Genomic DNA, 22,200 nt, shown 5'->3' with positions numbered 1-22,200 from the left:
CTGCTCAAACGTCAAAATAATATCAAATTAGTTTTAAAGATGCAAAAACAGAGCATTCTTGTTATAATATATAATGAGAAATGAGTGATGAGAAAATAGTTACAAGCTAAAACATTAAAATTAAAAACATTTTTTATTTAATCACAAAATAAAGTCGACCAGTTAAGGTCGACTTATCATAGGGGTGCTAAATATGAAACTGATTAATCTAAGAACCATAGTTTGTTTATTATTAACTACTTTAGTATATGCTGCTTACTATTTTTATGGTCTTAACGAAAAAATATCACAACCAATTAAAGAGAGTAATTTAATTGAAAGTTCTTGGTTCCAACATAATCCCCTGTTATGGCTCTATTTAGCTAGTGTAACTATAATTATAATCATTGGAATTTTCTCCAAACTTAAAGAAGATAAAGTTCAAGAAGAACAAAATCAACGTAAACGAAAAAAACAAAGAAAAAATTATTCTATCTAGTCTAATTTACTAATAATTTCATTTGTTATTTCATCTGTACTAGCATTTCCACCTAAATCTCCTGTTAATACTTCAGCTTCTTGTAATACTTCTTCAATAGCTGATTCAATATTTTGTGCTGCGGTCTCTTCTCCTAAATGATCTAACATTAAACAAGAAGATAATAAAATCGCAATTGGATTAGCTTTATTTTCTCCAGCAATATCAGGAGCAGAACCATGTACTGCTTCAAATACTGCTAATTCATCATTTAAATTGGCCCCTGGAGTTAAGCCTAAACCTCCAATTAGTCCTGCACATAAGTCAGATACAATATCACCATATAAATTAGGTAATACTAACACATCATAGTCTTCTGGATACTGCACTAACTGCATACACATATTATCTACTATTTTATTATTAAATTCTATATTCGGATAATCTTCTGCTACTTCCTCTGCTACCTCTTTAAATAGACCATCACTTAATTTTAAAATATTAGCTTTATGAACAGCAGTTACCTGTTCCCGATCATTCTCTTGTGCATATTCAAAAGCTGCTCTGACAATTCTCTCTGAAGCTTTGCGAGTTGTAATCTTAATACTTTCAGCTGCATCATCTCCAACATTATGTTCAATTCCAGCATATAATCCTTCAGTGTTTTCTCGGAAAATAACTACATCTAATCCTTCAAATTTTGTTGGCGCTCCTGCTAAAATCTTGGCTGGTCTTAAATTAACATATAAATCAAGTTTCTGTCTAATAGCCACATTAACACTTCTAAATCCACTACCAACTGGGGTAGTAATTGGCCCTTTAAGGGCTACCTTATTCTTTTTAATAGATTCCAATACTTCTTCAGGTAATGGTGTTCCATACTCTTCCATTACATTAGTTCCAGCATTTACCTCTTCCCAATCAATTTCTACACCTGCAGCTGCAATCACTTCTTTAACTGCATCTGTTACCTCTGGGCCAATTCCATCGCCCGGAATTAAAGTTACATTATACATTCATTTTCACTCCTCACTTCTTATCTTAATTAGTTTTAATGCATAAATATAAATTCAAGCTGTTTTCATTATATATTTTCTTTTGTCAGATGTCAATTAGACTACTCACTACCAAATTAACCTAAATGAATAAACTGCTAAAAATTTTGCGATTTAAATAGCTTCTAATTTCAAAGTTACACTTCGAAAGTCCTCTCCTACCCACAATCTATGAGTCAAATCTATTCCTGCATACATTAATAAATCTCCGGGGTATATCTCTTCATTATCTACTTGATACTTCAATTCGGGATCTAAACCTTTTAACTGCAGAGTAAACGAAGGTGGATTAGCTTCACCTAAGCCGTTGTAGTAACCTACATAAGCTTCTTTTTTATCTTTAGATACTACCATCCAAGCGGTATCATTATTATTTTCAAAGGGACTTAGTAATCTATAAAATTGGCCCTGCTGCACCAATTCTCTAATATTTTTATAGTTAGAGACTTGCTCTTTAATCATTGTTTTCTCCTCATCTGTTAATTCAGTTAAATCAAGTTCATAGCCAAAATTACCGAACATAGCTACATTGGCCCTTGTATCTAAAGGAGTTGTGCGCTTCATTTGATGATTTGGCACTGCTGAAACATGAGCACTCATAGAACTCAAAGGATAAACTAAGCTAGTCCCATATTGAATTTTCAGCCTTTCAATAGCATCAGTGTTATCACTAGTCCAAGTCTGAGGCATATAATGCAGTAACCCGGGATCAAATCTTCCTCCGCCTCCAGAACAACTTTCAAATAGCACATTAGGGAATTTAGTATTTAACTCTTCTAGCACTCGATATAAACCTAAGATATAACGATGTGCAGTCTCTGGCTGCCGCTCAGCAACAAGATTAGCTGAGCCAATTTCAGTCATATTACGGTTCATATCCCATTTAACATACGTAATTGGAGCACTAGATAAAATATTAGATACTTGTTCTATGATATAGTCACAAACTTCTGGTCGCGCTAAATCTAAAATCAATTGATTTCTGGCTGTAGAACGGTCTCGCTCGGGAACATGAAGACACCAATCAGGATGAGCACGATATAAATCACTATCTGGGGAAATCATTTCTGCTTCAAACCATAATCCAAATTCTAATCCTAAATCATTTATTTTTTGACCTAAAGTATCTAAACCATGAGGCAGTTTATTTTCATTTACAAACCAATCTCCTAGAGAAGAACTATCATCATTTCTTCTACCAAACCAACCGTCATCTAATACAAATAACTCTAAACCTAATTTCTTTCCAGCTTCTGCAATTTCTAAAATTTTCTCTTCATCGAAATCAAAATAAGTAGCTTCCCAATTATTAATTAAGATAGGTCTTTCTTTATCGCGGAATTCACCTCGCGCTAATCTTTTACGATATAATTGGTGATAAGTTTGTGACATCTGATTAAGACCTTGACCAGAATAAACCATCACTACTTCTGGGGTTTGAAAATTCTGCCCAGGTTCTAACAACCAATTAAAATCAAAAGGATTAATCCCCATTAAAACTCTTGTTTGATTAAATTTATTAACCTCTACTTGGGCTAAAAAATTACCACTATAAACAAGACTGAATCCATAAACCTCACCCTGTTCTTCATTTGTATCCTCCCTCAGCAGAGCAATAAATGGATTTTGTGAATGACTACTAGCTCCTCTTTTACTCTCAACCCCCTGTAAACCTGGTACTAAATTTCGTCTTTCAATGTATCTTTCCCTTCCCCAAGCCCCTGATAATTGCAATAGTTCAAAATTGCTATCTTTAAAATCCAAGCTAGCACTTAGAGCTCGTGTTAAATTCAAATTTTCTTTACCTTCATTAATGAACTTAACTGACCTTGTTACGGCATTAAATTCTTCATAAACTGTATAAGAAAAAATAACCTTTAAATCAGTAATTTCATCAACTAAAGTTATTTCTAAAGTTTCTGCCTCAGCAGAATCTTCTACATAAGTAGCAGGCAAATTTTCTAATTCTCTTTTCCCCGCATAAATTTCATGGGATTGATATTTTAATTTGCTTATTCTACTGCCATTTTCCAATTGGATTTGATAAGCTGGCTGCCGAACATCCGCATGCCCATATTCAGGATATTCTTTAGGTTTTATATCTGTTACAAAAGAATGTTCTTGTCGCCAATAGTCTAAATAAGGGTTTAAAGCCCTCTCTTGTTCTTTTGTCCATTCTAATGACTGCAGTTGACGCCCCCAATAAACATGCAGCAATTCGCCCGTTTCTGATATTTTAATTAAATAACTAGTATTTTTAGCTTGTAAATGAAAATATTTTTTTATATCATTATAAAAAATCCCCATGATTAGCCCCCTTAGTCATCATTAATTTTACAAAATTTAAATATATTTTATCTTATTTTCCATTCTATGTCAACTTATCATGCCCACAATATGACACTACTTAAGATTGTAATTGGGTCATAAATATGATATTATATTTATAAATATGCTCTGGTTTGAATATATATAAAAAATTAAAGTGAATTATTAGATAAAGGAGAGATATAAAGATGCTACCTCAAATCAAAGATGCATTAAAAAAACTGGAAGATAAAGAATTAGAAAAGAAATACCTGCAATTAATCACTACCTTACTAGAAAAAGGTTATTTCCCAGGACTAGAAGGTGTTCCTGTTGCTAAATCAAGCATTAGTAATATTGACGGTGATAAAGGATTACTAACTTTTAGAGGTTATCCAGTTCAAGAATTAGCTAAACACGGCAGTTACGAAGAAATCTGTTTTTTATTATTAAAAGGAGACTTACCATTATTAGAAGAAAGAATAGAATTAACTGAAGATCTATTAGACCATAAAGAACTTGATGACAGTATTGCTGAAACAATAGTTTCTATGGATGATGACTTACATCCGATGCATATGCTCAGTTCTAGTATTCTACAATTACAAAGTGCTGATGCGGGCTGTTTCAATGTTGAAAATTATCAGCATAATCTCAACAGAGCTGTACAATTAATTGCAAAATTCCCTACTATTCTAGGTACTTATAGAAAACAAGACCCTAACTTTGCTGAAGGAGAAACTTTTGATTCTTTAGCCCGTTACATCTTGTACTGCTTTAATGAAGAATTAGCTAAACAGGAAAAATGGATTAATATTTTTGAACAATTATTAATCTTACATGTTGACCACACGATGAATAATAGTACTTTTTCAGTTCGCGCAGTTGGTTCTTCTAAAGCTAGTATTTATGCTTCAATAGCTACTGCAGTTAATTCATTATCAGGTCCTTTACACGGTGGGGCTAATGAACGAGTAATTAAAATGTTAGAAGAAATAGGGGACCCTGAAAATGTAGAAGCATACTTAGAAGAAAAAATCAATAACAAAGAAAAGATCATGGGCATTGGTCACCGCGTTTATCAAACTTATGACCCACGAGCACTATACTTAAAAGAAAATATAATCCCTAGAATATTCAATGAACAAAGTGATGTTGACCCTGAGTTAGATAATTTATATCAAATAGCTAAAAAATTAGAAAAAACCGCTTTAGATAAATTTGCTGATAAAGATATTTATCCTAATGTAGACTTCTGGTCTGGCTTAGTAATGAGAGCAATGGATATTGAACCGAAATACTTTACTACTATTTTTGCTCTAGGTCGTGTAATTGGTTGGACTTCTCATTGGGTTGAAAATATGGAAGTTAAAAATAAAATCTATCGACCTAAGCAATTATATGACGGATTTAATACACGCCACATTATTAGGGAAGAAAAATAAAGAGCAATTGAGAATTGAAAATATACAATTAAAAACCTAAAATTCAAAAGATCAAATCACAAAACTCCTTCTAGGTATCTAGAAGGAGTTTTGCTTTTCAAACTTTTATTTTTTTATTATTTTTAATTATCAATTCTACATTATCCATTTTCAATTGCTTTTCTATTCTTCTAATTTTTCTCTAAGTAACTCTTTTACCTTCTGAGGATTAGCTTTACCTTGTGTAGCCTGCATAGTTTGACCAACAAAGAAACCAATTACGTTTTTATTACCACCTTTGTAGTCTTCTACAGCAGATTGATTATCTTCTAAAACACCTTCCACAATTTCTTCTAATTCAGAAGAATCACTAATCTGTTTCAACCCTTCTTCTTCAACAATTGTTTCAGGGTCTTGGCCAGTATTAAACATCTTTTCAAATACCTTTTTAGCAATCTTACTAGAAATCACATCTTCTTCTTTCATTTCTAATAACTTTGCTAAATCTGCAGGAGCAAACTCTACATTAGCAGGAGTAACTTCATTTTCATTTAATAAACGAGAGAATTCTCCCATCACCCAATTACTTACTTCCTTAGCATCATCAAATTTTGCTACTACTGCTTCAAAGAAATCAGCTAATTCTCTATCAGCAGTAATTACTTCAGCATCATACTCAGGAATACCGAACTCTTCTACGTACTGTTCTTTTCTTTCGTCTGGCAAAGCAGGAATAGTATTTTTAATTCCTTTAATCCAGCTATCTTTAACAATCACTGGTACCAAATCAGGTTCAGGGAAATATCTATAATCATGAGCTTCTTCTTTTTCGCGTAATGCTAATGTTTTCCCTGCTTCATCATCCCAAGTTCTAGTTCCTTGGACTATTTCTTCGCCTTTATCTAATAACTTTTCTTGCCGTTTAGCTTCATAAGTTAACGCCTTTTCAATTGCCTTAAATGAATTCATATTCTTCAGCTCTGTTTTAGTCCCTAACTCTTCACTTCCATTAGGAGCAATTGATAAGTTAGCATCAGCTCTTAAAGAACCTTCCGACATTTCGCAATCAGAAACTCCAATGTATTCTAAAATGCTTTTTAACTTTTTCAAGTAAGCTACAGCTTGTTGCGGACTCTTCATATCCGGTTCACTTACAATTTCAATTAATGGTGTCCCCACTCGATTATAGTCCACTAAACTAGAGTCAGCATTAGAAATATCTCCCGCATGGGTTAACTTCCCGGCATCTTCTTCTAAGTGAATTCTAGTAATTCCAATTTCATGATCTTCGTCATCAACTTGAATATCTATCTCACCAGCTTCGCAAAATGGTAAATCAAATTGCGAAATCTGATAAGCTTTTGGTAAATCAGGATAAAAATAATTTTTTCGATCAAATTTACTAAACGTAGCAATCTCACAATCTAGAGCAAGTCCAGCCTTAATTATGTATTCTACTGCTTGCTCATTTAAAACCGGCAAAGTTCCCGGCAGTCCTAAACAGACGGGACAAGTATGAGTATTAGGCTCAGCACCAAATTCGTTTTTACAACCGCAAAAAATCTTAGTATTTGTAGCTAATTGGGCATGCACTTCCAACCCAATTGTTATTTCATAATCTTCAAGCATCTTTTTCACCTCCAAAATTAATTTACAGTTCTAATTCTGCATCTAAATCAGTAGCTTGTTCTAAAGCATAAGCAACTTGTAAAATCTTTTCTTCTGCAAAATGATCACCAATGATTTGTAATCCAATTGGCAAGTCATTACTGTCTACACCACAAGGCATTGATAAAGCAGGTAATCCCGCTAAATTAACTGGGATTGTACAAATATCAGATAAATACATCTGTAATGGGTCATTTGATTTATCTCCAATTTCAAAAGCAGTCGTTGGTGTAGTTGGAGAAATCAAAATATCATATTCAGCAAAGGCTTCATCAAAGTCTTCTTTGATTAAAGTTCTTACCTTTTGAGCTTTTTTATAATAAGCATCATAATATCCTGAACTTAAAGCATAAGTTCCTAACATGATTCTCCGCTTAACTTCATCGCCAAATCCTTCTTGTCTTGTCTTCTTAAACATTTCAATTAGTCCATTAGCTTGGTTACTACGATGTCCATATCTTACTCCATCATACCGGGCCAAGTTTGAACTAGCTTCTGCAGGAGCAATTAAATAATAAGCAGATAAACCATAATCAGTATGAGGTAGTGAAACCTCTTCATACTCAGCACCTAGCTCTTCTAATTGTTCAATTGCATTCCACACAGATTCTTTTACTTCATCGTCAATTCCTTCACCAAAATACTCTTCTGGCACTCCAATCTTCATTCCAGAAATATCTCCATCTAAATTGGCAGTATAATCAGGAATCTCACGATCGACAGAAGTAGAATCCATCTCATCATGCCCAGCAATATAATTTAAGGCTAAAGCACAGTCTGTTACATCTTTAGCAAATGGTCCAATCTGATCTAAAGAAGAAGCAAAAGCAACTAATCCATATCTTGATACTAAACCGTAAGTTGGCTTCATTCCTACTACTCCACAAAAGGCAGCAGGTTGTCTGATTGAACCACCTGTATCAGAACCTAAAGCAATTGTTGCCTCTCCAGCTGCTACTGCAGCAGCAGAACCACCACTAGAACCACCAGGGACTCTATTGATATCCCAAGGGTTATATGTATTTTTAATTCCTGAATTCTCAGTCGAAGAACCCATTGCAAATTCATCCATATTAGTCTTACCAGTCATTACAACATCTTCAGCAGCTAATTTTTCTACTACTGTAGCATTATAAGGTGGCTGATAACCTTCTAAAATTTTAGAAGCACAAGTAGTTTCTATTCCCTCAGTTGATAAATTATCTTTTAATGCCACCGGAATTCCTGCTAATGGATTAATATCTTCTCCATCAGCTAATTTTTGATCAACTTTTTTTGCTTGTTCTATAGCTTCTTCTTTCATTAAATTCAAATAGGCTTGCACATTATCTTCAACTTCTTCAATTCTATCATACACTGCTTCTGTAATCTCTACAGCACTAACTTCTCCTGCTAGCAATTTTTCATGTAACTCATGAGCAGGCAATTGATACAATTCCATTGTTTTCCCCCCTTAAGATAATACAGTAAGGTAATACAGTAAAGAGTATTTAGTAAATAGTAATGAGTTAAAAACATACAATCAAAAGACTAAAAAACACATCTAGTTCCATTTTTACTCATTACTGCTTTACTCTTATATCATCATTCATAATCTACAATTGATACTTATTCTTATTTGTTATTATACAGACTTGGCAGTGCCAAGTCTCTACATTTTCACTCATTAGTATTTTCCCTGTTACTTCTTTTTTTCATTACTCGTCACTGTTTTTTCTTGTTATTCTTTACTCATCACTGCTTTTTCTAGTTACTTCTTTTTTCTCATCACTCATTACTATATTTCTCGTCACTGCTTTTATTTTTACTCGTCACTCATTACTGCTTTTTCTAGTTACTGCTTTTATTCTACTATTTGCGGTACTTTAAACATACCTTCTTCTTCATCTGGTGCATTAGCTACTGCCTCATCTTGGTCTAACGACTCTTTCACATCATCAGACCGCAGTACATTATTTACATCAGTAGCATGAGCCATCGGCTCTACATCTTCAGTATCCAACTCATTTAATTTTTCAGCATGGTCTAAAATATCACTTAATTGATGCGTAAATGTCTCCTTTTCCTCTTCATCAATCTCTAATCTTGCTAAATGAGCAACTCTCTCTACAGTTTCTTGATCTAACTTCATTATTATCCCCCTCTCTAATTTTGCTTTTATTTCAGAAGATTAATAACTATACACTTCAAAACTTCTATATTTTAACTAATTACTAATTATATCACAAGGCTTAATCACCTGCAAATATTTTATCATCACTGTCAATTCGCTTTAAAATGCGAAACAATGCTATAGCAAATAAACCACCAATCACAGCATGATAAAGCTGCGGTATCTGCATCATTTTTACTACAGGTGGTGGAACTTGCAGCAAATATTTGACTGATACTGATAGAACTAAAAATTTAGCAATTGCTCCTACCCCTAATGCTAAATACTGATTATAATCATTAATGAAATAATAGCTAATAACCAACACTAAATTAGCAATTATAATTGCTGGAACTAAAACTGGAACCCCCATAATCCCTAATAAAACAGCAATAATTGGAGTAAAAAAACCTACTGCTGCACCACCTTGCCAACCTAAAATCATTGTTGAAAGAAGTAACATCATATTAACTAAAGAACCAGTGATTAATTGTGTACCACCTAAGGAACGAGATAATAACTGTAGACCAATAGTCAAAGCTAATAATAATCCTGTTCGAGTCACAAATTTTGTGCTAAAGTTCATATAATTTACCTCCCTAATAATATAATTATAAACATAAAAAATAGCTTATACTTATTGTTTCATTAATAAGTATAAGCTATTTCGAATTCAATTACAAAATAAAATTATTTAATTAAGTCATCAACAACCTATATTTTAAAAATAAAATCCTAAAAATAGCCCTTTATAATCATCTGTAAAATTTTCCGCTCCAATTACATCTTTATCTCTATCAAATGAATAATCTTCTTGCTTATAGCTTAATTTAAAGTTCAAATCATTCATTTTTAATTTAAGCCCTAAATCAATACTAAATCCATTAAAATCACTTGCAGCATCTTCCCCCGGAACTGTCATATTATAAACTCCTTTGAAAATAGTTCCAATGAAAAACAATTTGGATTGACCAAAATTTTCTTTTGCTTTAAATGCTAGTGGAACCCCATAAGCAGTTATATCACTATCAAAGATAAAATTAGAAGCCTGAGAATTATCCAAAAATAATTGTTTAACACCTATTCCTACATATTTATTTTTTAAATCTAGATCTCTTATTTGAGAATAAAGTATTAAGTCTGAAGAAATAAAATTATAATCAGAATCACCACTTCCAAAATTAGAACTAAACTCGATAAAATCATATACCTCTTTGTAATTATATTTATCAGTTATTATCTTTAGTTGTCCTCCAGGTATAAAATCATCACTTATATTTTCTCCTCCTATAGCTCCCATAGAAAACTCAAGATTCGTTTTTGCTGATACATTAACTGAAAAAATCAGAACTAAAATTACAATCATCAGTATTAACTTTTTCATAAAAGAATTCCTCCCTAATTTGAAAAAGCACTCTTTTTATTGTTGGGAAAATTGAGCTTCTACGTTTACATTTCCCTTTACATTTATTTCATCTCCTGGTGAATGGGCTACTCCATTCACTTTTAAACTTCCACTTACATATTGAGAATCTGCATCTGCCTGAACATTAACTGTAACTCTAGACTGGGGATAATAATACTTTCCTTCAGTACGTCCCGGTGATAAAAGTATTTTACCACTTCCGTTCCCAGAAGTATTAGTAGTGACTATAGGATAAATATTAGCCTCAACCCCATTTAGGCGATGTAAATCACTATTATTACCACTAGCAATCAACTCTACTTTGTCTCTCATCTCTTCATCTGAATCAAATTCTGAACGAGCAATCCCACTTAAAGTTTCTAGTTCATCAATCGGGACACTTATTGGCCGGGGCACTGCTTCAGTTTCAGCTTCCGTCATATAAACCCCTTTATTATATTTAATATTTATCCGTTCCAAATTATCTTCTAAAGTTACTAGTGGTTGTACTATTCTCACATCATTCCCCAATAGGTCTAACTCAGTTAAATTATTCATATTTTGTACAAAATCAATATTTTTCACTTTGTTATAGCGCAATCTTAAAGTCTTTAATTCAGTTAACTTATATAATTTAGAAAAACCATCTATTTTAGTTACATTCATTTTATTATCAGGGTTATTTAAATTTAATATTTCTAGGCTCTGCAACTTAGAAATAGTATCTAAATCATTATTATCTATACTAACATTTGTTCTTCTCAAGATTAAGGTCTTCAAGTTATCTAAATAATCTACTACTGTATCTAAATCACTTATATCATAGCCAGTAGCATTTAAATAAGTTACTTCTGCTAAATCTTTCTTAGTTAAAGGGCCAAATATCTTTCCATCCTCTTTCCCTTCACGAATAGCACCTAAGATAGTACCCTGGTCATCTTCATAATTCCCTTGATAAACAACTTCACTATAAACTGCTTCTAATAAATTAATTCCCGTAAAATCTTGATTAGCAGTTAATTTAATTCCTTGTTCTCCACCTAATTCTGACAATTCTTGCTCATATCTTTTTTCACCATCTATCCACCACGCATGCAAACCATAATCAGAGGATTGAACACTAGTCGTTAAAATTATTTCCTGCCCAGCATCTACTTCTACTTCAGAGGCATTATTATCTTGATATAAAGTTCCAAGTTGATTTCCTACAGCATCATAAATATTGATTGTAACTCCTGAAATGATACTACCTCTTGGCTCTGCTGCAATATCAACTTTATCATCAAAATAAGCTTCTATAGTTAAGTTTTCACTAATATTGTCAATAACATAAGGATTATTAGTATCACCGCTAACTTTAGACCCATTAACTAGCCAATGAGTAAGTTGATAATTATCAACTTCAGAATTAGCCTCTAATTTAATCATTGTACCTTCTTCCACTTGACTACCATTAGTGATTTCCTGACCTGTATCAGCATTAATAATTGTCACAGAACCTACGTCCGCTTGAGCAACTGCAGCATTAATACTATAAGTTTGCACTGGGTCTGTATCATCGGAATCATCTGAGCTATCTCCTCCACCACTTAAATTAAAAGAAGCCTCTACCTTTTCTATAGGATTCTGAATAGTAATTTGAGTAGGGCTATCTTTATCAACAGCATCACCATTAATTATCCAACCATTAAATTGATAATTACTATCAGGCACTGCTGTTAAAGTAACTTGTTCTCCGATTTTATAAACACCTTTGTTAGGTTCTAAAGTGACTTTACCACCTTCAGCCGTTACTCTAATTTCACTTTTAGATATATCATTATTTTCTTCAGAACATCCTACTACAAATAAAAATAATAAGACTAAAAAAAATATTAAAATTGTATTCTTTCCTTTATTGCCTAGCATAAAATTTAACCCCCTTAATGATTAAAAAATGAAAAAAGATAAAAAAATATATTCTTAGGGTTTTATTTCTACAGGCAAGTACAAACTCCCTTCTTATTATCGAAAATAAATAACAATTTACAACAAAATCCGAGGGAGTTCAAGTTTATTCAGTACTTACTATATTGCTAAATTCGCTAACTTTGCCATACTCATTGACTGCTCGAACTTTATAGTAATATATATTAGTAAATAAATCCACATCTTCATTAATATCTTCTCTCAAAATTATTTCAAGATCATCCAATTGAAAATCACCTTCTGCTAAACTTATTATCTTATAAGGTTCATCACTAAATTCTTTATCATTAATACTTCTATAAATTCTATATTCAACAGCATATTTATCGCCCAAGCCTTTTAAATTATCTTTAGTTCTCTGCCAAAAAATTTCTAATTGATTGTTTGCATCAATTAGATCTATCCCTACAAATGGAGCTTCAGGAGCAACAGTTTCTATTTTGAATTTAATGTTAGGAACAGCAAAGGATCTCCCCTTTTCATCTAAAATTCTATTTGTAATTTCTAATTCATACTCTTCACCAAATTCTAAATAACTATTATCTAAGAAATTACCACCTAAATTAATTATTAACTGATTATCTTCAATTTCAAAGTCACGATTATCAATTCCTTCATCATCAGAAGCATTTACCTTAGAGAAATTAATCTGAGGGTAAGTAGTTGAAATCCCCAATTTATTATTAAAAGTTAATATTATCTTTTTTAAATTATAAGGGATGTCCTCTTCTCCATTGACAGGACTAGTAGTAGCTAATGCAAAATTCTCCAATTTTAATTCAGCTCTAATATTTTTATCTTCATCCATATTTAATTTCCATTGTCCATTATTAGACTCAACCGCTGCTAATTCAGAAGCATTTGTACCTTGCCATCCCTCAAAGTTATAACCTGTAACTACTTCTAACTCAATATTTGCAATAGCTCCTTTATCATAAACAAAATAACCGTTTCCCGGATTAATAGTTGCCCCATATTGATTACTTTGTTCAATTTCCAGATAAACTCGATTGCTATTATTAGATAACTCACTATCATCACTACAAGCACTCAATACTAAACTCAACAAAATAATTAATACTAATCCCCATTTATTCACTGCTATCCCTCCCCTCTAAAACACCCCACTCTGATATAATTTAAAGACGGCTTCTTCTAATAAAGTTCTTACCACTAAATTGATAACTTCTTGCTTACCTTTCCCAGTTTCGAATTCAACAACATTATTTCCTATAAAAGCAAAGGTCTGTATACCTATCTTTTCACCCTTTATTTCTTTTTTGAGACTTACTGCCCACACTACTTCTCCCGTTGTAGTATCCGTTAATCTTAAATCTATAGCTGTCGAAGCAGTCGCATACTTATTTGAACCTCCCACCCCAGCAATTTTAAGTCCTAAACCCCCAGTTGCTTTATCTACTTGATATTCAGTAACCCCCCCTGATAAAACATAATCTGATCCCGTCATCCTACTAATTTGCGGACCTTCCCCTTGACGTAATCTTCCTTTAGTTTTTAAATTTTGTTCATTCATTAAGTTAACAAAATTAACTCTATCTAAAATGATAAACTGCCGCGAACGCTGCAAAGCAGTAATCATCATGTCAGTAGCCCCTTGAGTAACTACTGAAGAACCTATATCTTTAACTTGTCCCGTTTTATCAACAATATTATAAACAGCTATTTTAGCTTTGCTCTCAGGTTCAGGTAAAGCGGCTAATAATTGGGTAACTTTTGTTACATTAGGTTTAGAAGATAATATTTCATCAGCTGAGTCAACAATTTTCTGTAGCAACTTTTCGGAATCTTCTCTACTATTATCTTCTGTAGCAAAAGCTCCCATAGTAACTAAAATTATAATCAGAATAGTTAAACTAATTTTTATCATATTCTTCATATTATTATCTTCCTTCCAATATATAGAAGTTAATTCTTTGCATAAAATTCTACCAATCATATCCTGTAGCCCAATCATCAGAAGAATAATTAATAGTTGTACTATCACCACTCACTACATCTACTATATCAATTAATACTTCTCCAGTTAACGGATCTTCCGCAACAGTAATTTTCAAATCTCCAGCTTCAAATTTACCATAAGGAATTTCATCTTCATTAAGAATCATATCTACAATTTTTCTCTGAGCTGAACTAAATAATCTGCGCTCAAGATCATCTTTAAATTCTTCAATCGCATCTTCTTCCTCTTTAACCAATTCTTTTTGTATTTGAGCTACATTCATAGCAACTTGACGATAATTATAATTGCTAAACATCTGAAAATCCCAACTCATAGTATGATTACTTGCATTAACATTTCCTCCACTTAAAAACATTATTAAAGTTAATAAAAGCACCATTTTTTTCTTCATCTACTTTCAACCCCTTTCTCAAAAAGCTAATTGTAATCCAGTTGCTAAATAAAAATTACTATCTGTAACCAGTCCTTCTTCATTAATATATTTAGCTTCTACAAAAAAATCTTCTACTATATTAAAACCTGCAAACACCTGGTATCTAGCTTTTCCTGTTACTTCTCCTCCAGCACCTAGATAAAATGATAAGTTTTTCTCTAAAGGATAAAGAAATTTTAAAGATAAAAAACCTGCTAAGGATTCTTTGTCTTTTAAATAAATAATTTCATTTAACATCCTTGCTGTCTGCTGATTAAACAATGAAATTTCTAAGCTGCCTCCAATACTAACTTCTCCCTCAATGGCACCAAAATCAGTCACAAATATAGCAATTTTATTTTCGGAAATACTTTCTTCTTGGACACTCAAATTTTGTGAAGCCCGTATTAAGGCAAGTCTATCTTTAAATTTTTCATCCTCAGCTAAAGCAGAAATAGTAAATAAAAAAATTATAATTACTAAGAAACTAATTATTTTTTTGATCATTTTAATCCCCCTTTCAAAATTCTAATTCAATAACTGCTTATACTTATAAAGGCAGTCTATCTAGACTGCCTTTGCTTATTATCTTATTCAATATAGCTAACTAAATAATAGCTAGAGATAGGCTAATTACTTTTGATTAACTTTAGCTTTACTTTCATCACCAGTTTGTTTAATAATAGTATTATGAGAAACAGCACCAGCTTGACGAAGCAAAGCCATATTATCGCTTCCTTCTTGTTTAATGAATCCTAGGTCATCTTTACCTTGTCGTAAACCTATTTTATTTCTTTGGCCATTTTGATAACCTAAAAATTTAGATCCATTATACTGTTGAGCAGCTTTATTAACAGTCAAGCGCAATCCATTGCTTCCTTCTTTAACACCCTTGATTTGATTTTCTTCTCCTACTTGTAAAACTAAGAAAGCATTATTATCACCTATTTGATCAATATCAGCTTCGTTTTTATCTCCACCTTGTATAATACCTAATTTATTTTTATCTCCAGCTTGATCAATATCAGCTTCGTTTTCAGTTCCAACTTGCGCAATGCCTGCTTGATTTCTATCTCCATCTTGTGCAATTCCTGCTTCATTTTTAATTCCAATTTGCATGATTCCTGCTTGATTTTTATCCCCATCTTGTGCAATATCTGCGTCATTTTCAGACCCCATTTGCATAATACCTGCTTGGTTCCTATTTCCAATTTGATCAACATTAGCAACATTATAAGTTGATAATAGCGATATATTCATAGAACTTTGTACAATATAAGCTTCATTTCCAGTTCCATTTTGTTCTAGATTAGCCTTGTTTTCACCTAGCTGTTCTATCATAGCTTTATTTTTACCGGTCTGTTTTACCTTAGCTTCATTTTTACCTTCCTGTTCTACTTTTACTTCATTTTCGCCGGTCTGTTCTACCTTGGCTTCATTTTCACCATTATTCTGTATCACATCTGCTGTATTACCATCAGCAGCATAGATCAAGCCTGAATAACTTAATACCACCATCATAATTAAAGACAAAACTAATAATTTTCTCATTTCTATTTCCCCCTCTTTGGTTTGGTTATTCTCTGGTCGGTTTCACCTTGGCTCCCCGTCAATCTATTGGTGACCACTTAGAGATTTGACGGATCTCTGCCCCCAAAGAGTAGAGATATTAAAAAATTTTGATACTAATATTACATTATTAGCATTTCTTTATTTCTGACAAACTTCTGCTTTACTTCCATTACTGTTTTCTTGAGTAATAGTAGCAGTGTGAGAAACAGGACCTGCTTGATAAAGTAATGCCATATTATCATTACCATTTTGATTAATTACACCTATATCATTCTTACCTTGGCGCAATCCAATCTTGTTATTATCTCCTTCTTGTGTTCCTGTAAATAATGCTCCATTATATTGCTGGGCTGCTTTATTAGCAGCAAATCTTAAATTGCCAGAAGCTTCCTTAACACCTTTAACTTGATTGTTAACTCCATCTTGGATTAAAGTAAATTCATTATCATCATTATATTGTTCTAATCTCACTACATTGTCTCTTCCACCTGTTTGTTTTAGTATATCTGCTTTATTCTTATCGCCATCTTGCAAAATATCGATAGTATTAGAAGCATAGCTTTGTTTTCCAACCTTAATTTTGTTAGCTTTACCAAATTGCATTGCTCCAACTGTGTTTTTGTGTCCACCTTGAAAAACATCAACAATATTACCTTTTCCTTCTTGCCAAACATCTGCAACATGACCTTGAGGAGTGTTACCAGGATGCCCTTGCTGAATAGTTACTTCATTATTCAAACCACCTTGAAAAACATATGCCTCATGAGTACCATTTTGTTCTACCTCTGCTGTATTACCAGCAGCAAAAGTTAATCCTGAATAACTCATAACCACCATTACAGCTAAAAACAAAACTAATAATCTTCTCATTATGATTTCCCCCTCTTTGGTTAGGTTATTCTCTGGTCGGTTTCACCTTGACTCCCCGCCAATCTATTGGTGACCAATTAAAGAGTCGACGGATCTCTGTCCCCAAAGAGTAGAAATATTACATTATCAGTATATCTTTATTTCTGACAAACTTCTGCTTTACTTCCAACACCTTTTTGAGTAATAGTAGCAGTGTGAGAAACAGAACCTGCTTGATAAAGTAATGCCATATTATCTTGTCCTTCTTGATAAATTACACCTATATCATTTTTGCCTTGTCGCAATCCAATCTTGTTATTATCTCCAAGTTGTGTTCCAGTAAATAAAGCACCATTAAATTGTTGAGCTGCTCTATTACCAGCAAATCTTAGATTGCCAGAAGATTCTTTAACACCTTTAACTTGGTTGTTATGGCCCTTATACTGATCATAACCATCTTGAGTTAAAGTAAATTCATTACCATCATTATATTGTTCTAACCTAACAGCGCTATCTCTACCACCTTTTTGCAATATATCAACCTTATTCTTATCTCCATCTTGCAAAACATCAATCATATTATTTCCCCAACCAGATTGTCTTCTAACATTAATTTCATTAGCTTTACCAAATTGCATTGCTTCAACAGTATTATTATGAACACGTTGCGAAACATTAATAACATTAGCTTTTCCTTCTTGCCAAACATCTACAACATGTCCATGAGGAGTATTACCAGGATGCCCTTGCTGAATAGTCGCTTCATTATTCAAACCACCTTGAAAAACATATGCTTCATGAGTACCATTTTGTTCTACCTCTGCTGTATTACCATCAGCAGCATAGATCAAGCCTGAATAACTCATAACCACCATTACCGCTAAAGACAAAACTAATAATTTTCTCATTTCTATTTCCCCCTCTTTGGTTTTTGATTATTCTCTGGTCGGTTTCACCTTGACTCCCCGCCAATCTATTGGTGACCACTTAGAGATTTGACGGATCTCTGCCCCCAAAGAGTAGAGATATTTTTTCTAACTAATATCTTTACTGATAGAATTCAAATTTACTTCCATCACCTGTTTGATAAACTTCAACTTTATTATTACCAACTTGCTCAATAATAGCAATATGAGTCTCAGATCCTGCTTGATAAAGTAAAACCATATTATTATTACCTTTTTGGGTAATATATGCTTCATCATTTTTTCCTTGACGGAGTCCAATTTTATTATTATCTCCAAGTTGTGCGCCTGTAAATAATGCTCCATTAAATTGTTGAGCTGCTTTATTAGCAGCAAATCTTAAATTGCCAGCAGATTCTTTAACACCTTTAACTTGGTTATTAACGCCATCTTGAGTTAAAGTAAATTCATTATCATCATTATATTGTTCTAATCTCACTACATTGTCTCTTCCACCTGTTTGCTTTAGTATATCTGCTTTATTCTTATCACCATCCTGTAAAATATCAATAGTATTAGAGGCATAACTTTGTTTTCCAACCTTAATTTCGTTAGCTTTACCAAGCTGCATTGCTTTAACAGTGTTTTTGTGTCCACCTTGAGAAACATCAATAACATTACCTTTTCCTTCTTGCCAAACATCTGCAACATGTCCTTGAGGAGTGTTGCCAGGATGCCCTTGCTGAATAGTCGCTTCATTGTTTAAACCACCTTGAAAAACATATGCCTCATGAGTACCATTTTGATTAACTGTTGCTGTATTACCAGCAGCATAGGTTAATCCTGAATAACTTAAAATCACCATCACAGCTAAAGACAAAACTAATGATTTTCTCATCGCTATTTCCCCCTCTTTGGTTAATTCTTTTTCTCTGACCTATTTCATCTTGACTCTCTGTAATTCTAATAATCCCCCCCTTGTAAATTAATCTTACTATTCCAAAGAGTAGAGATGATTTAATCTTCATCGCCTCCTTTCATCAAGATTAAGCCTAAATTCAAATCTACTTAAATTATACTAATCAATTCTCTATTCTTTTTCTAATAAATCTCGTTTTTTTCTCGTTAAAATAAAAAATTCTACAATTTACACAAAATTTTGCTTGGTGAAGTACAATTATTAATTGAAATTTCTTCCCAGTCTATTTCTATATCAAATTTGAAACCACTAGTTGCTGCCAGCTTTATAATCCGTTTCACTACTATTAAAAAATCACTAATATCAATATTATAGACTAAAATATAAACTCCATTTCCTTCTTCAGAAGCAATTACATCTCCAGCTCTTAATTTGTGACTTAACTTAGATATGAATTGTTTTCTAAGATTAGAATCATTCAATTGGGTTAAATTAATTCTAATTAATAGAGATGAATTTTTCCTCCGCTTAATTCTTTTTTTCTCTAGAAAATATACTTTAGCAAAAATATCTGGAGTACAAATTAAAGCTCCTGTCTGTATGTCTTTTTCACCATTTAAAAAAACTTCATGATCATCATTCTTCATAGAAAAAAATTCATAACCACCACCTCACCATCCTAAATTTTAAATCATCTTTTTAATTATTTAATCAACTTCTACAAATGAATAAATAAATATTGATAAATCTGTAGAACTCGTTATTTTCACTGCTGTATAACCCTTATTAACACCTTCAATTAAACCACTATTAGTAACTGTAGCTATATCTGTATCTCGAGAAGACCAATAATGCTGATTACTGTTTTCCATCATGAAATCAGCTGAAATCTGAGTTGAACTTCCTTGATTTAATTCAAGATAACTATTATTTAAAGTAACATCTGACCTTCGATCAAAATTAATATCTTGATTAAAGACAACTCGATTATTATCTCCATTAACAGCAGTTAATATAGCAAATTTAGACTGTCTTAATCCATCAAAATTTATGCTTTGTTGCTTTGTTCCCGAAAGTACTACCTTGTGATTTTCAGTCGCTTCAAAATTGAACCTGGAATAGTTACCATAAGCTGCACTGTTTCCAATCTGCTTAAAGTCACCTTTAACTTCTAACACCCCATCTTTTAGATTATTTTCATGTGAACTAGTTGAGTGAGTGGCAAAGATGCCTTTGACCAAAATATAATCTTCTTCTTCTAACATAATTAATTTAGCATTTCCTCGTTCAAATGCTGTTGTTTGTAAACGATAATCTCCTTCAATCATAACTAAAGCTCTATTTACCTTTAAGATTCCCGCTGGTTGATAAAAATCACCTTTAATAATAAGTTTACCGCCATTTAGGTCAAGTGTACCATCAACTGTTTCTACAAAATCACCATTAATTGTTAATTTTCTTCCATTTAAATCAAATTTTTCTGTAAAACCATAAGGAACTGAATTATCTATAACACTATTTTTTTCGAGCTTCCAACCCCTAACAGCAGTCAAAAATTTAAGATCAGAATTATCTAAGTCAGCTAAGGCAAATCCAGAATTATTTGCATTTTCAAAAGAAATATCCTGGCTGCTATTACCAGAAAAAATAACTTTGTGACTAGCAGAAGCATTAAAATTATATCTGGAATAGTTACCATAAGCTGCACTATTTCCAATCTGGCTAAAGTCACCTTTAACTTCCAATATACCGGCTGTTAAATGTTCAGAGTGGTCTTTAGTAGACTGCATAATAAAATCACCAGCAACTTCAACATAGTCATTAAAATCATTCATGATTAAAAAAGCAGAACTATTAGAATAAATAGTTTGACCATCTATAATTTCCTGATTCTGCAATCTATAATCTCCATCAACATTTAAACGACCAGAAGTAATATTAAAACTGCCTGCTTCCTGAATTAGATTCTCTTTTACAGTTAATTCTCCACCATTAAAATCAACTACAGCTGCACCTGTTTGAATAAAATCTCCATTAATCACTAATTCCTTTCCGTTTAAGTCTAGATTATCTGTAAATCCATAAATTAAAGAATTATCCAGTTCTGCATTACTGCTAAGTGTTCCCCCTTTAATCAAAGTCAAAAAATCAAGATCACTATTTACAATATTCATCGAAGCAAAACCTGATTGGGTACTTTCAAAAGAAATATTTTGTCTTCTATTTCCTGAAAAAACTACTGTGTGATTACCAGAGGCATTAAAATTATACCTAGAATAGTTACCATAAGCTGCATTATTTCCTATTTGTTCAAAATCACCTTTGATTTCTAGTGTTCCATCTATAAGATGATCAGTATGACTGCTACTACTTTGAACTATAAAATCTCCGAAAACGGATACTAAATCATCTCTATTAATCATTTTTAAAACACCTGAACCCTTTTCAAAATCTCCTGATTCAGTTTTACTTTGTAATCTATAATCTCCATTTACTGTTAAGCCCCCATTATTTATCAGAATCTCTCCACTTTCCTGATAAAAATCACCATTAATATTTAGTTCATAGCCATTCAAATCTAAAGTTCCACCAGCAAAATATAAATCTGAAGACTGAACATTAACTAAAAAATCTGTTGTAATTGCTACAGAATCAACTGTTACAGTTAAACAGAATCAACTGTTACAGTTAAACGGTGATTCCCTTCAGTTAAAAGATTAAAATTGACTGAAGCTGTGCCATCACTTACACTAATTTTTTGATCTACGAGTATATTTCCATCAAGATCAGAAGATATTGAAATTAAATATTCTCCATCATCAACTGGATTTTGCTGGTAGTCTTGTAAAACAATATTCAGATCAACCCTTACAAAGCTGATATCTAAATCATTATCTAAAACTAAATCCTGATTTAATTTTTGACCATAGAAAAGATCTCCCTTTAAATTTACAGTACTATTATTACTATTTACAGTTCCTGGCACCTCATTGATTATTTCTTCGAAAACAGCACTTACTGTCTTATCACTGTCCATATAAACTGTTGTTTCAGCACTAGCTGTATTTGCTACTTCTCCTTCCCAATTAACAAACTGCCAACCTGAAGCTGCTGTCGCTTTTAGAT

General features: G+C 32.5%; 21 protein-coding genes. 2 read left to right on the top strand and 19 right to left on the bottom strand.

Annotation, left to right across the window (positions count from 1 at the left end):
- Nucleotides 1-193: 193 nt before the first annotated feature.
- Nucleotides 194-478 carry a hypothetical protein gene (locus JOC47_RS12780; protein WP_204702479.1) on the top strand — a complete coding sequence of 95 codons (285 nt, stop codon included), beginning with the start codon at nucleotides 194-196 and terminating at the stop codon, nucleotides 476-478.
- On the opposite strand, the gene JOC47_RS12775 is transcribed toward JOC47_RS12780, so the two are convergent.
- Entirely contained in the window at nucleotides 475-1,473 is a 999-nt protein-coding gene (locus JOC47_RS12775) for an isocitrate dehydrogenase (NAD(+)) (protein ID WP_204702478.1), read from the bottom strand. The two genes, JOC47_RS12780 and JOC47_RS12775, sit on opposite strands and share 4 nt — an antisense overlap.
- Nucleotides 1,474-1,626: 153 nt before the next feature.
- Nucleotides 1,627-3,819 (bottom strand): alpha-galactosidase, encoded by a 2,193-nt coding sequence (locus tag JOC47_RS12770; RefSeq protein ID WP_204702477.1) that lies wholly within the window; start codon nucleotides 3,817-3,819, stop codon nucleotides 1,627-1,629.
- Nucleotides 3,820-4,028: 209 nt separating this feature from the next.
- Here JOC47_RS12770 and JOC47_RS12765 point away from each other — a divergent pair, with 209 nt between their 5' ends.
- Nucleotides 4,029-5,264: a citrate/2-methylcitrate synthase gene (locus JOC47_RS12765; RefSeq protein WP_204702476.1), complete on the top strand. Its 1,236-nt coding sequence runs from the start codon at nucleotides 4,029-4,031 to the stop codon at nucleotides 5,262-5,264.
- A gap of 162 nt (nucleotides 5,265-5,426) precedes the next feature.
- Here JOC47_RS12765 and gatB read toward each other — a convergent pair whose 3' ends face one another.
- The 17 genes from gatB to JOC47_RS12680 form a co-directional block, all read right to left on the bottom strand.
- Complete coding sequence (gene gatB / locus JOC47_RS12760; RefSeq protein ID WP_204702475.1) at nucleotides 5,427-6,872, bottom strand: Asp-tRNA(Asn)/Glu-tRNA(Gln) amidotransferase subunit GatB; 1,446 nt, start codon at nucleotides 6,870-6,872, stop codon at nucleotides 5,427-5,429.
- 22 nt (nucleotides 6,873-6,894) lie between these two features.
- Entirely contained in the window at nucleotides 6,895-8,352 is a 1,458-nt protein-coding gene (gene gatA / locus JOC47_RS12755) for an Asp-tRNA(Asn)/Glu-tRNA(Gln) amidotransferase subunit GatA (protein WP_204702474.1), read from the bottom strand.
- Between the two features lie 402 nt (nucleotides 8,353-8,754).
- Nucleotides 8,755-9,042 carry an Asp-tRNA(Asn)/Glu-tRNA(Gln) amidotransferase subunit GatC gene (gene gatC, locus JOC47_RS12750; protein ID WP_239551229.1) on the bottom strand — a complete coding sequence of 96 codons (288 nt, stop codon included), beginning with the start codon at nucleotides 9,040-9,042 and terminating at the stop codon, nucleotides 8,755-8,757.
- A gap of 100 nt (nucleotides 9,043-9,142) precedes the next feature.
- Entirely contained in the window at nucleotides 9,143-9,649 is a 507-nt protein-coding gene (locus tag JOC47_RS12745) for an ECF transporter S component (RefSeq protein ID WP_204702473.1), read from the bottom strand.
- 135 nt (nucleotides 9,650-9,784) lie between these two features.
- Complete coding sequence (locus JOC47_RS12740) at nucleotides 9,785-10,447, bottom strand: hypothetical protein (RefSeq protein WP_204702472.1); 663 nt, start codon at nucleotides 10,445-10,447, stop codon at nucleotides 9,785-9,787.
- A gap of 36 nt (nucleotides 10,448-10,483) precedes the next feature.
- Complete coding sequence (locus JOC47_RS12735; protein ID WP_204702471.1) at nucleotides 10,484-12,376, bottom strand: InlB B-repeat-containing protein; 1,893 nt, start codon at nucleotides 12,374-12,376, stop codon at nucleotides 10,484-10,486.
- Between the two features lie 145 nt (nucleotides 12,377-12,521).
- A complete protein-coding gene (locus JOC47_RS12730) occupies nucleotides 12,522-13,535 on the bottom strand; it encodes an Ig-like domain-containing protein (RefSeq protein ID WP_204702470.1) in 1,014 nt (337 codons plus the stop codon).
- A gap of 15 nt (nucleotides 13,536-13,550) precedes the next feature.
- Complete coding sequence (locus JOC47_RS12725; protein ID WP_239551227.1) at nucleotides 13,551-14,393, bottom strand: CsgG/HfaB family protein; 843 nt, start codon at nucleotides 14,391-14,393, stop codon at nucleotides 13,551-13,553.
- A complete protein-coding gene (locus JOC47_RS12720; protein WP_204702469.1) occupies nucleotides 14,383-14,808 on the bottom strand; it encodes a curli assembly protein CsgF in 426 nt (141 codons plus the stop codon). Before JOC47_RS12720 ends, JOC47_RS12725 begins: the two co-directional genes overlap by 11 nt.
- An 18-nt stretch (nucleotides 14,809-14,826) precedes the next feature.
- Nucleotides 14,827-15,336 (bottom strand): hypothetical protein, encoded by a 510-nt coding sequence (locus tag JOC47_RS12715; protein ID WP_204702468.1) that lies wholly within the window; start codon nucleotides 15,334-15,336, stop codon nucleotides 14,827-14,829.
- 126 nt (nucleotides 15,337-15,462) lie between these two features.
- On the bottom strand, nucleotides 15,463-16,380 hold the full coding sequence (locus tag JOC47_RS12710; protein WP_204702467.1) for a hypothetical protein: 918 nt from the start codon (nucleotides 16,378-16,380) through the stop codon (nucleotides 15,463-15,465).
- Between the two features lie 159 nt (nucleotides 16,381-16,539).
- Nucleotides 16,540-17,271, bottom strand: a complete 732-nt coding sequence (locus JOC47_RS12705) for a hypothetical protein (RefSeq protein ID WP_204702466.1) — start codon at nucleotides 17,269-17,271, stop codon at nucleotides 16,540-16,542.
- A 137-nt stretch (nucleotides 17,272-17,408) separates the two neighbouring features.
- Nucleotides 17,409-18,158 carry a curlin repeat-containing protein gene (locus JOC47_RS12700; protein WP_204702465.1) on the bottom strand — a complete coding sequence of 250 codons (750 nt, stop codon included), beginning with the start codon at nucleotides 18,156-18,158 and terminating at the stop codon, nucleotides 17,409-17,411.
- Nucleotides 18,159-18,297: 139 nt separating this feature from the next.
- Complete coding sequence (locus tag JOC47_RS12695) at nucleotides 18,298-19,053, bottom strand: hypothetical protein (RefSeq protein WP_204702464.1); 756 nt, start codon at nucleotides 19,051-19,053, stop codon at nucleotides 18,298-18,300.
- Between the two features lie 242 nt (nucleotides 19,054-19,295).
- Nucleotides 19,296-19,721: a hypothetical protein gene (locus JOC47_RS12690; RefSeq protein ID WP_204702463.1), complete on the bottom strand. Its 426-nt coding sequence runs from the start codon at nucleotides 19,719-19,721 to the stop codon at nucleotides 19,296-19,298.
- 60 nt (nucleotides 19,722-19,781) lie between these two features.
- Nucleotides 19,782-21,650, bottom strand: coding sequence for an Ig-like domain-containing protein (locus JOC47_RS12685; protein ID WP_204702462.1), 1,869 nt, complete (start codon nucleotides 21,648-21,650; stop codon nucleotides 19,782-19,784).
- 89 nt (nucleotides 21,651-21,739) lie between these two features.
- The coding region (locus JOC47_RS12680; protein ID WP_204702461.1) for an InlB B-repeat-containing protein at nucleotides 21,740-22,200 on the bottom strand (461 nt) is incomplete at its 5' end.

It is taken from the genome of Halanaerobacter jeridensis (assembly GCF_016908315.1).
GTDB lineage: Bacteria > Bacillota > Halanaerobiia > Halobacteroidales > Halobacteroidaceae > Halanaerobacter > Halanaerobacter jeridensis.
This window is presented reverse-complemented; position numbering and strand designations above follow the sequence as displayed.

Coding starts and splice junctions, on each gene's coding strand:
- JOC47_RS12780 (WP_204702479.1), top strand. CDS start 194: ATGAAACTGATTAATCTAAGAACCATAGTTTGTTTATTATTAACTACT.
- JOC47_RS12775 (WP_204702478.1), bottom strand. CDS start 1,473: ATGTATAATGTAACTTTAATTCCGGGCGATGGAATTGGCCCAGAGGTA.
- JOC47_RS12770 (WP_204702477.1), bottom strand. CDS start 3,819: ATGGGGATTTTTTATAATGATATAAAAAAATATTTTCATTTACAAGCT.
- JOC47_RS12765 (WP_204702476.1), top strand. CDS start 4,029: ATGCTACCTCAAATCAAAGATGCATTAAAAAAACTGGAAGATAAAGAA.
- gatB (WP_204702475.1), bottom strand. CDS start 6,872: ATGCTTGAAGATTATGAAATAACAATTGGGTTGGAAGTGCATGCCCAA.
- gatA (WP_204702474.1), bottom strand. CDS start 8,352: ATGGAATTGTATCAATTGCCTGCTCATGAGTTACATGAAAAATTGCTA.
- gatC (WP_239551229.1), bottom strand. CDS start 9,042: ATGAAGTTAGATCAAGAAACTGTAGAGAGAGTTGCTCATTTAGCAAGA.
- JOC47_RS12745 (WP_204702473.1), bottom strand. CDS start 9,649: ATGAACTTTAGCACAAAATTTGTGACTCGAACAGGATTATTATTAGCT.
- JOC47_RS12740 (WP_204702472.1), bottom strand. CDS start 10,447: ATGAAAAAGTTAATACTGATGATTGTAATTTTAGTTCTGATTTTTTCA.
- JOC47_RS12735 (WP_204702471.1), bottom strand. CDS start 12,376: ATGCTAGGCAATAAAGGAAAGAATACAATTTTAATATTTTTTTTAGTC.
- JOC47_RS12725 (WP_239551227.1), bottom strand. CDS start 14,393: ATGATTGGTAGAATTTTATGCAAAGAATTAACTTCTATATATTGGAAG.
- JOC47_RS12720 (WP_204702469.1), bottom strand. CDS start 14,808: ATGAAGAAAAAAATGGTGCTTTTATTAACTTTAATAATGTTTTTAAGT.
- JOC47_RS12715 (WP_204702468.1), bottom strand. CDS start 15,336: ATGATCAAAAAAATAATTAGTTTCTTAGTAATTATAATTTTTTTATTT.
- JOC47_RS12710 (WP_204702467.1), bottom strand. CDS start 16,380: ATGAGAAAATTATTAGTTTTGTCTTTAATTATGATGGTGGTATTAAGT.
- JOC47_RS12705 (WP_204702466.1), bottom strand. CDS start 17,271: ATGAGAAGATTATTAGTTTTGTTTTTAGCTGTAATGGTGGTTATGAGT.
- JOC47_RS12700 (WP_204702465.1), bottom strand. CDS start 18,158: ATGAGAAAATTATTAGTTTTGTCTTTAGCGGTAATGGTGGTTATGAGT.
- JOC47_RS12695 (WP_204702464.1), bottom strand. CDS start 19,053: ATGAGAAAATCATTAGTTTTGTCTTTAGCTGTGATGGTGATTTTAAGT.
- JOC47_RS12690 (WP_204702463.1), bottom strand. CDS start 19,721: ATGAAGAATGATGATCATGAAGTTTTTTTAAATGGTGAAAAAGACATA.